The sequence below is a fragment of the Rhodococcus sp. 320_ES genome (assembly GCF_059691855.1).
Genome location: NZ_JCAWAG010000003.1, coordinates 210,301 through 223,761 on the forward strand (window position 1 = coordinate 210,301; position 13,461 = coordinate 223,761).

The window sequence follows — 13,461 nt, forward strand, 5'->3', positions numbered from 1 at the left end:
GTTCGGTCCATATAGGCGACCGGATGTGTCATTGGGTCCGAGTTAGCGGATCGCCCCCGCCCGACCCAATGTGACGTTCGGTCCAAATATCCGACCGGATGTGTCATTGGGTTCACCACTGGCGGCTGCTATCGAAGACGAACGTCCGGTCTCGGCCGCGCACGAGCGCGCAGTACAGCTCTCCGCAGCTGTTCGAGAACGACTGCAGGAGTTCGGAATATCTGTTTCGGCATGTGAGCCACGACCACAACGCCGGCCGCTTCCATTCGTTGGCGACGCAGCACCGTGCGCTCGTGGTCTGCCGGAGTGAGGTGATGTTGGAGCGAGTCGATCTCCCATGCAAGCGCGAGGTCATCGATCCAGCCGTCGGGCTTGCACAAGAAGTGGCCATGCGAATCGAACACTTCCCGGTTGTGCACCATGAGAGGTAGCTCCGCTTCGGAGTACAGCTTTTGAGCGGCAATCTCTGCGACCGAGTGCGCGTCCTTACCGAGCTCGCGCAATGTCGCCCGCGGGAGAGCACTTCCGCGGTCACTGCCGCCGCTCAACTCGGCTGCGAGTTGCTCCACGGTCACGCCTCCGCGCTGAATGACGTGTGCCATCAGCGCTTTACATGCACTCGGGTCCGACACCCTGCGCGCGGCGTCGAGTGTCGCGCGTATCGGTGGTGCGCACACAAGGCCGGACCTCTCGACCGGCTCGGGTAGCCGCCATGTGCGTTCGACCGTGACGAAACCACTGCTCTTCTTGTTTCTGTGCTGAGGCAACAGGATCAAGATGTTCCCTGCAACCGTCGACGTGTAGCCATGCAGGTTCAGCGCTGCCTGACCGGTCAGCTGTGCCTCGGTGCCCGCGTAGCGGAGCGCTGAGACCAGTCGCTGATGGACTGTCGGCGGACCGTTGTGCAGGAGAACAACTCCCGGAAGCATGCGCTGCCACGAACCACCGGCACCGCACTCGCGCACGATCGCCGTTGCGGCAACCCCGACCGACTTCAAGTCTGCGGTGGTCGCGACACAGTCGGTGCTGGCATCTTGAAGGAGCGTGAACATCGACCGGCGCATGGAAACAGAGTCGCTCACGGCGAGCTCGGATCACAGCCCCTGTGCGGTCCGCTGTGGATAGATGTGCGTCCTGTGGATGGTGGACGTCCAACACCGCGTTTCCGACCCGATGACACATCGGGTCGTGTATTCGTACCCAACGTCACATTGGGTACGGCCAGCAGTCATCCCAGTGCCGCGACCCAATGACGCATTCGGTCTCCTATATGGACCCAACGTCACATTGGGTCCACTGGGAGCGGGGACAGAGCTAGTACTTCCGCAAAGTCCCCGGCGCCCACAGCCCCGACCGCGTGGCCGTTCCGGTGTCCACGGTCGCAGCGGACGCGTCCGGGTAGTAGCGGTCGTACCGTTCGAGCGAGCCCCAGTCCCGTCCCCAGTCGTGGTTGAGGTAGGTGGGGATGGTGGTGGAGGACGCCAGCATTTCCGAGAAGCCCAGTGGCCCACCGTTTTCGGCTGCCTGCCAGGTGTCCGTCGACGACACGGCGAGCGGGCGGTCCGGCAGGATCCGGTAGTTGGGCATTTCGGCCACGCCGTAGCTGTGGTCGAACGGGCGCTGGCACGGGAACTGCAGTCCCACAGCCCAGTCGAGCAGAACGGGCTGCTCGGTGCCGATGACGGTGTTGAGCGGTTCGACGATCGGCGCGCGCGGCGGCGTGAACGCGAGCCACTGGTCACCGGTCAGGTTGGGGTCGTTCGCGACGATGCGCACCGCGTCGGCGTCGGGTGCTATCTCGTCGCGAGGAATGCGCAGGTTTCGCCACGACGGTGCGGGTCCGGTGTCCTTCGGGAGGTAGGTGCCTTCCGAGACGACGGATCCGTCGGGCTGCCGCTTGCCGTATTCGACGACGAGCGACTGCCCGTAGGTGAGTTCGCCGGTTTCCAAGTCGCGGGAGAGGATTCGGCCCGCGGCGGTGACGACGACGATGGGCTGCTGCTCACTGGCGGCCGGGAGTCCGTACCAACTCGACGTGAGGTAGGCCGGTTCCTGTTGTCCCTCTTGGTAGGAGCCGAGGACGGGAGTGGTGGCCGGATCGAGGCCGAACGGCAGCTGCGCGTTGCTGCCGTTGACGCCCACCGCGCCGACGCCACCGCCGGTGCCCGACGACTGGCCTTCCTCGAAGTTGCCGCCGACGCTCTGCTGGTCCGTGTTTCCCTGTCCCGGTTTGACTTCCACGGCGTCGGCGCTGAGGTCCGTCGGAATTCCGTTGGGGGTGAAGCCGACCGGTGACGATCCGCCCAGCACGCCGGTGGTCGGGTCGGGCGGTGACGCCGGGTCGACGATCGGGGTCAGGATGCCCGCGTTCGGATTCGATTCCACGAGAACGTCGTTGGCGAGTCCACAGGTGTTCCCCATGAGCGACTGGATGTTCGACCGGCCCAGCGAGTACGCCGGGTACTGGGAGACGGCGCCCTTCACCATCGAGAGCACTTCGAAGAGAACCATCAGTCCCGCGACGACGGTCAGCGGTGCGGCCGCGAACTTGCGGATGCGCTTGCCGCGGGCGGTGCCGGCCCGCGGAGGAGGCGGGGCGAAACCCTCGCGCAGGTACTGCCAGGCGCCGAGCGCCACCACGAGTCCGAACAGTGCGAGGAAGTACGAGTTGGACTGCTGGCCGCTGACCGAGACGACCTTGTCGAACCACGGCACGCCGTAACTCGAGACGTACCAGTATCCGTTGATGCCCGAGAACGACAGTGCCAGAACGAAAACGATGGCCGCACCGAACACCGAGCGGTTGCGCCGCGAGCGCAGGGCCGACGCGGACACGGCGACAGCGGTCAGAGCTGCGAGCGATCCGGCGATACCGGCGTACGCACCGAAGTGGTGAGTCCACTTGGTGGGGTTGAACATCATGAAGAAGATGGTTCCGAAGACGACACCGATGAGGCGCCACGCCGGACCCTTGGGGACGCCCGGAACGTGACCGCGGCGGAGCAGCACCACCAGCGTCGTGAACAGGCACAGCAGCATCGTCAGGAACGCGAAGCGGCGCGAGAGGGATCCGTCGACCGTCTGGACGAAGAGGTAGTAGTACCGCAGGAAGTCGTTGTACCAGGGCTCGTTCGGGCCGACGAGCGTGCGGACTCGGGTCGACTCCATGACCGCGGCCCACGTTTGGTCGCCGTAGACGACGATCAACACCAGGGTGCCCGCTGCGGCGATCGGCGCCAGAAGAGCGAGGGTGCCGACCTGGCGATGACGCTTGACGACGATGCGGGTGAGCGGGCGAATTCCGGTGAGAATCGCTGCCACACACATCAACCCGGTCGGCGCAGCGGCGAGCGTGAAGGCGCCGATGATGGCGGCCGCGGCAGCCGGAAGCAGTCGCCCGGTGGCGATCGCACGCTCGATGGAGCACCACGTCAGCAGCGCACCGAGCGCGACGATCGGCTCCGGACGCAACCCGTTGTTGTACGGCAGCCAGAACGCCAGGAAGACGAGTCCGCCGGTCCACAGGGCCACGTTGCTGTTGCGCACGGCGCGGCCCAGGCGCGGCACCACCTCGCGGCTGATCACCATCCAGCAGAGGATTGCGGCGACGAGGGCGGGCAGACGCATCCAGGGGCTGGCGGTGGAGACCTTCGCGAACAGCGCCAGGACGTCGTAGTACCAGCCGAACGGAGCCTCGGGGACGCCGAACCACCGGAAGTAGTTGGCCATGTACCCGGATTTCTCGGAGGCACGGGCCATGGTCAGCAGGTAACCGTCGTCCGAGGTGTTCGCGCCGACGAAGTGCCAGCCGACGAGCGTCGCGAGGACGGTGACGTCGACGCCGGTGAACTTCCACCACTTCGACGGGAAGACGTTGCGGTGTCCGCGGCCGTCGATGCCGTCGAGGCGGTTCAGTGCGCCGAGTGAGATCAAAGTGAAGATCACCGCGAAGATCATCACGAGCAGCTTGAGGATCGTCGGGCTGGTGGAGAAGCGGGAGTCGACGGTCATCTCGAACGACAGTCCGGGCTGCGACGTCGCGGGCCCGCTGAGGTCGCTGAAGACGCCCACGACCTGCGGTCGCAGGTCACCGTCGAGCTGGCCGGTGCGACGGTTGCCCTGCGCGTCGGTCAGCCCGACGAACTCGGCGGTCGTGCGGTCGATGGTCGACGAGAACTCGATCGCGCTGCACTGGCCGCCGACAACCTGGCTGCGCGGCGCCGACGCGACCACGACGTTGCGGTCCAGCACGTCGACGGTGTCCGCGCCCACGCGCACGAACATCGCGTTGAGCGGCGCTCCTTCACCGCGGGCGGGGGCGGTGGAGAGCAGTATCCCGCCGCCGGGCAGAGCGTTGACGGCGGAGCAGGGAATTGAGGCGGTGAGGTCGACGGGAACCTGGGAGATCAGCGGGGCTTCGACGTCGGCAATCTGGCCGTTCTGGGGCCACGAGACGGCTGCGGTGGTCTGCGTGACGGGGAGGAACGGTGTGAGAACGGCGAACAGAACTCCGAGGAGCCCGGTGACGATGGCGATGAGCCGTGCGGTCTTGTACTGGGAGCGCAAATCTGCTGCTCGCGGGCCCGATGGCGGAGAAGCGGGTACGGCGGGTGGAGAGGAAACGACATCGGGCACGATTACCGATGTTATGCGACCGTGATGGGTTTCCAGCCATCGGTGCGGGAGTGTCTCGGCACGCCACAACTCCTATGGGCTCGCCTTTGTGACATCGACCGAAACGAAAAGCGGAGGTCAGCGGCGTCGGACGTCCCACACCCACGAGCCGTCGACCTGTTGGCCGGCGAACCCGAGGAGGGCGTTCAGGGTCTCGCGCAGGGCGCCGACATTCTTGCCGGGAGGCAGGACGACGACGTCGGCGTTCCAGAAGTCCAGATCCGTCCGGGCCGTGGCGATCTGGTCTGCGGTCGGTGTCAGGACGGCTCCGGAGTCGGCGACACCACCGAGAAGAAGGGCGGTCTGTCGATCGATGGCGCCGTATTTCGCTTCGTCGGGGTCCTTCGCGCCGGGGCCCACGAAATAGCCCGCGGCGATGGGGAAATCGAAGTTCGACTCGTACTGCCAGCGCAGGGGCGACGCGTCGCTGGTGCCGGGGAGCGGGACGGTGACCACACTCCCTCCGTCGACGTAGTCGCGCCAGGCGCCGTCGGAGAAGAACGCGGGGGTCGGCGTCTTCGCTGCCACGGGCGGGGGCACCGGAATCAACGGAACCAGGGCGACGAGAAGGGCCACCGTCCACACGGCCTTCAGCGCAGTCCCGTGCCGCAGCACCCGATCGGTGGTCATGGCGAGCAGCAATGCCAGCAGAGGCACCGCCGCCAGGGCGTACCTGGTCTCGAGTACCGACTCGAGCAGTGGGTACGTGTGCAGCTTCTTGCCCGGAAGCGTGATGGACGTGGCGACACTGTCGACGGTCAGGGCGGCGCCCATGGACAGGACCCCGACCACCAGGGCAGTGACCGTGGCCGCGCGCGCAGCCGAGCTGCGCCACAGATACACCGCGCAGACCGCCGCGACGATCAGGAGCGGTAGTCCGAAGTACGCGTTCTGCTCGGTCAGATTGATCGAGTAGTCCGGCCCCGGCCAGATGCGGCCACCGATCGATTGCGGAGGCAGCGACGTGATCGATTTCAAGTCGTTGGCGCGGAGGTTGTGGTCGAGGAACTTGTAGCTCTGCGGCCCGTAGAACTGCCACCACAACGGGACGGCGATCAGCACTGCCGTGATGGCTCCGGCTGCGAGACCTGCGGGAACCAGCCGCCGCATCGCCGGCACGAATGCGCGCGGCGTGCCGAGATAGAACACGGCGCCGTAGACCACCAGTGCGATGGCGAAGATCAGCAGCGGCTCCTCGCCCAACATCACCTGCCACGCGGCCAGGAGTCCGAGAACGACGGCGTTGCGCTTGATGTGCCGCCCCTGCGTGATCCGCACGGCCAGCAGCGCCAACACCGGCAGAACACCGAGGAACACGAAGTTGGGATGCGCGTTGGCGTGGGAGATCATGCCCGGCCCGAATCCGCAGAGCAGCCCGCCGACCGCTGCGGCCACCCGCGGGGTGACCACCGTGCGAGAGAACAGGTAGTACCAACCGAACGCCGTGGTGGCCAGGCCCAGGGTGAGGGCGAGAGCGAAGGTTGCCGTGGGTCCGAACAGCACGGTCACGGGAGTGAGCGGGATCGAGAGCCCGAGCATGGCCGTGTTGGCCATCAGGTTGACGCCGAGCGGGGTGTTCTGCAGATCGCTGAACAGCGGATTGTCGAGATGGGTGACCGAGTGTGCGGCGACGGCGAAGAACCACTCCCACATCGTCTGGTCCTGGCCGCTGTTGCGCATGTAGCCGTCGCCGAGGTGTTGCCACTGGTTGTGCATGACGGCGACCGCGAGCACCGTGAACAACGCGGCGACGAGGACGTCTCGGGACCGTCCCGCGTCGACTCGAACCGAGTCCTCTGCCGTCTTCGGTAACAAGACGGTCTCGGCGCTCACCGGGGCGAGATTACGGGAACCTGACGACATCGATCGAATCCGAGCGGACGCTTGACCTCGACACAGTGTCAGGGTTTTGGATTCGAGACGTGAACACGCCGACCCTCCGCTTGGACGCTGCCGACCCGTCCGCCCGACTTCGCGCGGCGATGGCCGCCGGAATCGACCCGCATCCCACCCTCGTCCCCAGCCTCGTGGAGCGGTGTGCCGTCGAGCCCGACTTCTACGTCCGCGACACGTTGACCTGGGCGTTGACGCGCCAGTCGGCGTCCGCAGTGATCGAAATGCTGCGCGACGAACTGACCTCCGACCGGGCGCAGGGACGCAGCCAGGCTTTGCACACGCTGTCGAAGATCGGTGACCGACGCACCTGGCCGTTGGTCACGCCCGCGCTTCTGTGTGACTGCGACGACGAGGTGGCCCGGAGCGCGTGGCGGGCTGCTGTGGTGCTCGTTCCCGTCGACGAACGACAGTGGCTGGCGGCCGAGCTCGCCACGCAGCTCGGCCGCGGCAGCCGGGAAGTCCACCGGAGCCTGGCCCGCGCCCTGGTCGCCCTGGGGGACGACGCGCGTGAGTCGTTGCTGGCCGCGTCGGACCAGGCCGAAAGTGCCGTCCGGGCGCACGCCTGCGCGACACTGGCACTGCTCGAGGATCCGGACGCCGGATTCGACTCACTGCTCGAGGAGGCGATGCGCCGGTGCTGATCGGAGAGGTATCCACACGATCCGGGGTCAGTGCGCGCATGCTGCGGCACTACGACACGCTCGGCTTGGTGAGGCCGACCGGCCGTACCGTGGGCGGCTATCGCGAGTACTCGGGCGACGACATTCGCAGGATCTTTCACGTCGAGAGCTTGCGCTCGTTGGGTCTGTCGCTCCGCCAGGTTGCCGACGCGTTGGCCGCCCCCGGCTTCAGTCCCGCAGCTCTCGTCGACGACCTTGCTCGACGAACCGAGGACCGGATTGCTCGGGACACGGAGTTGCTGACGCGCCTGCGGACCGTCGACGCGTCGTCGCCGCAGGACTGGGACGGCGTCCTGCGCGTCGTCGACATCCTGCATCGACTGTCCTCGCCCGACGCGGACCGGCGCCTGCAGACTGCACTCGAATCATCGGCCCCGGCGGACCTCCTGGCGGAAGCTGCTCTGACGGAGTCGGATCCGAACGTCGCCGGAGCGCTTCGCTGGGCTTTCGAGCGCGCGGACGGGGACGCGATTGCCGTCGTCGTGCGGGGGGTGTCGTCCGACGACGTGGAGGTGAGGCGACGGGCCATCGGGATGCTGGCGGACATTGCGGGTGAGGAGTCGACGGCTCTGCTGGTGGCTGCGCTCGACGATCCGGACGACGTCGTTCGAACCAGTTCTGCTCTCGCACTGGGACGACGGGAACACCCGCGTTCCGTACCCACTCTCGTGTCGATGATCGTCGACGGCCACAGCGACGTCGAAGCCGCCGAGGTTCTCGCAGGCCTCGAGTCGAGTGAAAAGATCGTGGACGGGTTGATGTCGAGGTCGGCGACTGCGGACGTGCCGGCTCGTATCCGAGTGGCGCAGGCGCTGGTCGAGATCGCGGGCCCCGCCGCGCGAAAGGCATTGGAGCAGCTGAGGTTCGACGACGATCGAGCGGTATCTCTGGTGGCGGCCGCGTTCCTCAGCGCCGGGTGACCAACACGAACGGCCCGATGTCCTGCACCTCGAAGCGAGGATCGTCGAACAGTGATTCGGGGAACGACACGGTGTACCGCCGCACGTTCGGGTCGTTCGGGTAGACGTCCTCGGCGAGACGCAGCGTGTATCCGTCGGCGCCGCGCCGGAACAGGAACGCGTCGGGTGCTCGCCAGGGCGTCACCGAGAGCTTGTCGATCAGTTGGTCGGAGTTCTCGCTGGTGGCCCAGTCGGCGATCGCCGCCGCCCGAGCATCGAACTGCGCCAACGGATTCGCGTAGTGCGACGTGAGGCCCTGGAATCCGAAGTAGGGGTAGTAGGCGAGGAAGGTGGTGTCTGCGGTGAGCACCACCGTGTCGTCACGGCTGCGTGGAACCGCTGCCTGCAGAGCGGCGTCGACGTCGGCGTAGTACGACACGGCGCTGGGCGGCCGCTGGTCGGCGCGCACGCCGTCGCCGTCGGTGTCGGTGTAAGCGACGTCGATCTCGTTCTGCAGCACGTGCGGAATGTCCTGGGCGAACGCCAGCGCACCGACCACGCCCACCACCACGGTGACCGTGCGCACTCGGGTGGACTCGCCGGCCACGAGATACAGCGCGCGAGCGCCGTCGACAAAGCCGAAAACCCCTGCGGCACCCAGGATCAGCAGCAGTACCGGTTCGAGCCGGAAGCCGAGGAGGGTGGTTCCGATGGCCGTAACCGCCATCGACAGCAACGACCACAGATACGCGGCAACGACACCCATTCCGAGGGCCTGTGCGCGTCGGGAGTCCTTGATGCGTACGACGATCCAGATCGTGCCGATCATGCACAGCGCGCCCAGGAGGGACAACTGCAGCATCGGGAACGGAAGCGACGCACCGGCGTCGGGGAGGTAGTGCAGCGCCGTTCCCGACTCGGCGGTGGCGCCGGTCAACGAGGCTTTCAGATACGGAGCCCACACGATCAGGGCGATGAGTCCGGCGATCACCGCCATCGTGATCAGCTTGTACGCAGGGGTCAAGGCCGCACGCCAGCTACGGCTTTCGCGCACCGAGACCGCCGCGACCACGAGGGCCATCAGCGTGACCGTGAACGCGGCGAATCCGAGGTAGAGCGTGTAGAACGTCGCGGCGAAGCCCAAGAACGCACCGACTCCGACGACGGCGGCCCACCCCGATCGGCCGCCGCTGCGGGCCAGTGCGCCCCACGCCAGCACCAGAACCGGCGGAACGAACACCGCGATCACAGCGCCGTACGACTCGGGGGAGGCATAGGCCAGCGCGAGTGCGGTCACCGCGGTGGCAACCAACACGGCGAGGTCCCTGCGCACCAGATGACTCCAGAGCACCAGCGCCACAACGCATGCGACGGCGAGGGAGCCGATGGCGTAGGGCTTGAACGCCTCCCACCCGTCGAGTCCGAGCAGGTTCGCGACACGTCCGCCCACCCAGAACCATCCGGCCGGATAGTAGGGCGGGAGGTCGGCGTACGTCATGTCGCGCAGGGCGGCGGTGTCGGTCAGGCGGGTCAGGTACTCGGTGCGAAATTCCTGGTCGACCGAGACTCCGAACAGGTACAGCTTCGTCGCGGCGAGCGGCATTCCCAGCGTGACGGTGACGAATGCGGACAGCCCGATCCACGAGAGCGTCTTCGCCACCAATGGGCGAATCCCACGGTGCAGCAACCACACCGACACACCGATCAGAACGAACGACGCCACCTGCCCGACGGTGGTGATCGCTCTCGTCACGTGCGAGCCGTTGAACGACGGCCACTGGATCAACGAGAACGCGTACAGCCCGGCGGTCACCACGACGATCGACACGACCGCCGCGAGGACGGCGTCGATCAGCGCCGAACGTGCTGCGGGAAGGCCGGAGGCCGGCCGGGATCGAGCAGCGGGAAGGCCGGAGGCCGGCCGGGATCGAGCAGCCCGCACGGTCAGATGGGAAGTTTGCGGAAGATCGGGCGCGGCACGTGGCGGAGCGCCATCATGACGAACCGGAACGGTCCCGGTGCCCACACGAGGTCCTTGCCCTTGCGTGACGAGGCGACGGCCAACTTGGCGACGTCTTCCTTGTTCACGGTCAGCGGCGCTTCCTTGACGTGTTCGCTGAACCTGGTCCGCACCATGCCGGGGCGGATGACGGTGACGCGGGGTCCGAACTCGCGCAACGCTTCTCCGAGTCCGAGGTAGAAGCCGTCCAGTCCGGCCTTGGTGGAGCCGTAGACGAAGTTGGACCGTCGCACGCGCTCACCGGCGACGGACGACATGACGATGATGCGGCCGTAGCGCTGCGCCTTCATCTTCTCGCCGAGCAGCACGCCCACCGACACCGACGCGGTGTAGTTGATGTTGGCGGTCAGGACCGCCTTGTTCTGGTCCTGCCAGAGCTGCTCGGGGTCGAAGTCGACGGCGAACGCGACGATCGCCACGTCGACGTCGCCCTTGGACCAGGCCTCGTCGATGACCGCGGGATGCGACTTCGTGTCGAGTGCGTCGAAGTCGATGACGTCGACGGCCTTGGCGCCCTTGGCTTTCAGCTGAGCGACGGCCTTGTCGCGACCGGGGTCGTTCGGCAGCGCGGCGAGGACGACGCGGGCGGGAGCCGTCGACAGGTACTCCTCGGTGATGGCCAGACCGATCTCGCTCGTGCCACCCAGCACGAGGATCGTCTGGGGGTTTCCGACGGCGTCTATCGTCACAGCAGTTCCAACCTTCTGGCCATATCGGAGGCGAAAACGCCTGTGGGGTCGACGGATCGGCGGATGTCGATCCACTCGTCGATCCGCGGGTACATCGCGTGGAAGGTTTCGGCGGTGGTGCGCGAATCCTTGGCGGTGTAAAGGCGTCCACCGAATTCGAGGACACGCCTGTCGAGCTCGGTGACGAACTCGCTGAGCCCGGCCTTGATCGGGAAGTCCACGCACACGTTCCACCCGGCCATCGGGAAGCTCAGCGGCGCTTGGTTTCCCGGTCCGAACAACTTGAAGACGTTCAGGAACGAGTAGTGGCCGGAGCGCTGGATGTCGGCGATGATCTTCTTGAATTCCTCGACCGCTTCCGGCGGCACGACGAACTGGTACTGCAGGAAGCCGGCGGGGCCGTACGCGCGGTTCCACTCACCGAACATGTCGAGCGGGTGATAGAACTGCGTCAAGTTCTGGACCTTGCCGCGGTAGGTTCCGGACTTGCGGTACCAGAGCTCGCCGATGGGACCGAAGGTGAACTTGTTCGCCAGGCCGTTCGGGAACACGTCGGGGAAGGTCAGCAGCGGCTTCGCGCTGAATCGCAGCGGATCCTTCTGCAGCTTGGCCGGCAGCTGGTCGAGCGTCGCGAGCGAACCGCGGGACAGCGCCGCACGGCCGAGCTTCGGCGGGCCGGAGATCGCGTCGAACCACGCACTCGAGTAGTCGTAGTTGTTCTCGCTGCCGTCGCTGTGAATGGCGATGGTTTCGTCGAGAGTCGCGGTGACGTCGCCGTCGGCGATGAAGTAGGCCGTCTCGGTGGGCGTCATCTCGATGGTCGCGCGCAGGATGATGCCGGTGAGGCCGTTGCCGCCGACCGTCGCCCAGAACAGCGGCGACTCGGGAGTGAGGTGCTGCACGGTGCCGTCGGCGGTCAGCAGATCCATCGAGCGCACGTGGTTGCCGAAGCTGCCCGCACTGTGGTGGTTCTTGCCGTGGATGTCGCACCCGATGGCGCCGCCGATCGTGACCTGGCGGGTGCCGGGCAGAACCGGGACCCACAGGCCGAACGGGAGGGCGGCGCGCATCAGCTGATCCAGGCTCACGCCGCCGTCGACGTCGACCATGTGGGTGGCCGAGTCGATGCTGTAGATGCGGTTCAGGCCGGTCATGTCGACGACGAGACCGCCCGCGTTCTGGGCGTTGTCGCCGTACGAGCGTCCCAACCCGCGCGGAATGATTCCGCGGCGCAGGTGGGGCGGAGAGCTGTCGTTGTGCTCGGCGACCTCGGCGACCGCACGAACGACGAGTTCGGCGTCGGTGACCGTCAGGACCTCGGACGATGCGGGGGCGGTGCGCCCCCAGCCACTGAGGGTGCGGGTGGAGGTGGGGAGCGTTTCGGTCGTGGACATCGCTCCACAGGTTACCGCGCCGAATCCGGTGCACTCGACGGCGCGCAGCGCGGTTACCTGCACCCGATCGGATCCGCCTATCCTTCTGCACGTGTCTGAACAGGAACCGCACGTCCCGCTTCCGGTGGAACTGCCGCTCACGGAGAACATCGCCGACGACGCGTTGGACCTCAGAACGCAGATCCTGCGGTTCCTGGCGACGGGTGTGCTGTCGGCGATCGTCGACTTCTCGATCACCATCGCTCTGCAGTACGGCCTCGACGTGCAGCTCTCGCTCGCGAAAGCCGCGGGTTTCGTCTTCGGCACCACGGTCGCGTACCTGATCAATCGACGCTGGACCTTCGCCGCAGCGCCGTCGCGGGCCCGGTTCGTGGCGGTGGTCGTCCTCTATCTCGCCACGTTCGGCGTGCAGAACCTGCTGTACACGTTGTTCGGGCATCTGTGGCCCGAGACGATCGTCTACAGCGCCGCGGCGTTCGTGATTGCGCAGGGCACGGCGACCGTCATCAACTTCGTGGTCCAGCGGGCAGTGATCTTCAAGATTCGCTGACCCACCCGCTGTGCGCGATTTCTGCCCCTGGAGGGCCGGAAATCGCGCACAGGGGGGAGCGCAGCGATCCCCTACCCCTTACAGCGACGCGAACCCCGGCGCCGCCTTGTCCTTGTCGGACAGTTGGTATTCGAGCGCCGAGCCGTCGCGTCCGTGGGTGGGCCAGTCGATGGCGAGGTCGGGGTCGAGTGGATTGATGTCGCGGTCGAGCGACGGGGTGTATTCGATGGAGCACAGGTACATGACGGTGGATTTGTCCTCGAGGGAGAGGATGGCGTGGCCGAGGCCTTCGGGGAGGTAGACCGCGCGGCGGTCGACGTCGTCGATGAGTACGGAGTCCCAGGTGCCGTAGGTGGGTGAGTCCTTGCGGAGGTCGACGACCACGTCGAGGAACGCCCCGCGGGTGCAGGTGACGTATTTCGCCTGGCCGGGTGGGTTCACGGTGTAGTGGATGCCGCGCAGGACGCCGGCGGCGGAGACGGAGCAGTTCGCCTGCTGCAGGTTCAGGGGGTGCCCGACGGCAGGTTCGAAGACGGAGGCTTTGAACCATTCGAAGAACACGCCGCGGTCGTCGCCGAATTGCTTCGGGGTGTATTCGAACGCCCCGGCCACCGATAATTCGCGCAAAGTCACGACAGCACAGTATCGGGCGCGGCAGT

The 13,461-nt window shown here is 66.6% G+C and carries 10 protein-coding genes; 3 read left to right on the plus strand and 7 right to left on the minus strand.

Translation table 11 applies throughout. The features are described from left to right. Positions 1-128: 128 nt before the first annotated feature. From AC59JP_RS11610 to AC59JP_RS11620, 3 genes are all read right to left on the minus strand, one after another. Positions 129-1,082, minus strand: coding sequence for a hypothetical protein (locus tag AC59JP_RS11610; RefSeq protein ID WP_497325932.1), 954 nt, complete (start codon positions 1,080-1,082; stop codon positions 129-131). 232 nt (positions 1,083-1,314) lie between these two features. Further along, positions 1,315-4,635, minus strand: coding sequence for an arabinosyltransferase domain-containing protein (locus AC59JP_RS11615; protein WP_497325933.1), 3,321 nt, complete (start codon positions 4,633-4,635; stop codon positions 1,315-1,317). Positions 4,636-4,752: 117 nt separating this feature from the next. Continuing rightward, positions 4,753-6,507, minus strand: a complete 1,755-nt coding sequence (locus tag AC59JP_RS11620) for a glycosyltransferase family protein (RefSeq protein ID WP_497325934.1) — start codon at positions 6,505-6,507, stop codon at positions 4,753-4,755. An 89-nt stretch (positions 6,508-6,596) separates the two neighbouring features. Here AC59JP_RS11620 and AC59JP_RS11625 point away from each other — a divergent pair, with 89 nt between their 5' ends. Both AC59JP_RS11625 and AC59JP_RS11630 read left to right on the plus strand, forming a co-directional pair. Then, positions 6,597-7,211: a HEAT repeat domain-containing protein gene (locus AC59JP_RS11625; RefSeq protein ID WP_497325935.1), complete on the plus strand. Its 615-nt coding sequence runs from the start codon at positions 6,597-6,599 to the stop codon at positions 7,209-7,211. Then, positions 7,205-8,170: a HEAT repeat domain-containing protein gene (locus AC59JP_RS11630; RefSeq protein ID WP_497325936.1), complete on the plus strand. Its 966-nt coding sequence runs from the start codon at positions 7,205-7,207 to the stop codon at positions 8,168-8,170. The genes AC59JP_RS11625 and AC59JP_RS11630 overlap by 7 nt, the downstream gene beginning before the upstream one ends. Here the strand turns inward: AC59JP_RS11630 and AC59JP_RS11635 are convergent. From AC59JP_RS11635 to dprE1, 3 genes are all read right to left on the minus strand, one after another. Continuing rightward, on the minus strand, positions 8,157-10,001 hold the full coding sequence (locus AC59JP_RS11635; protein WP_497326479.1) for a galactan 5-O-arabinofuranosyltransferase: 1,845 nt from the start codon (positions 9,999-10,001) through the stop codon (positions 8,157-8,159). The two genes, AC59JP_RS11630 and AC59JP_RS11635, sit on opposite strands and share 14 nt — an antisense overlap. A 92-nt stretch (positions 10,002-10,093) precedes the next feature. Beyond that, positions 10,094-10,858, minus strand: a complete 765-nt coding sequence (gene dprE2 / locus AC59JP_RS11640; RefSeq protein WP_497325937.1) for a decaprenylphospho-beta-D-erythro-pentofuranosid-2-ulose 2-reductase — start codon at positions 10,856-10,858, stop codon at positions 10,094-10,096. Further along, the gene (gene dprE1, locus AC59JP_RS11645) at positions 10,855-12,252 is read right to left on the minus strand and encodes a decaprenylphosphoryl-beta-D-ribose oxidase (RefSeq protein ID WP_497325938.1); all 1,398 of its coding nucleotides are present in this window, start codon (positions 12,250-12,252) and stop codon (positions 10,855-10,857) included. The genes dprE2 and dprE1 overlap by 4 nt, the downstream gene beginning before the upstream one ends. Before the next feature lie 91 nt (positions 12,253-12,343). Here dprE1 and AC59JP_RS11650 point away from each other — a divergent pair, with 91 nt between their 5' ends. Continuing rightward, positions 12,344-12,802 carry a GtrA family protein gene (locus tag AC59JP_RS11650; protein ID WP_497325939.1) on the plus strand — a complete coding sequence of 153 codons (459 nt, stop codon included), beginning with the start codon at positions 12,344-12,346 and terminating at the stop codon, positions 12,800-12,802. Between the two features lie 78 nt (positions 12,803-12,880). Here AC59JP_RS11650 and AC59JP_RS11655 read toward each other — a convergent pair whose 3' ends face one another. Then, positions 12,881-13,435, minus strand: coding sequence for a dTDP-4-dehydrorhamnose 3,5-epimerase family protein (locus AC59JP_RS11655; RefSeq protein WP_497325940.1), 555 nt, complete (start codon positions 13,433-13,435; stop codon positions 12,881-12,883). Between the last annotated feature and the right edge of the window lie 26 nt (positions 13,436-13,461).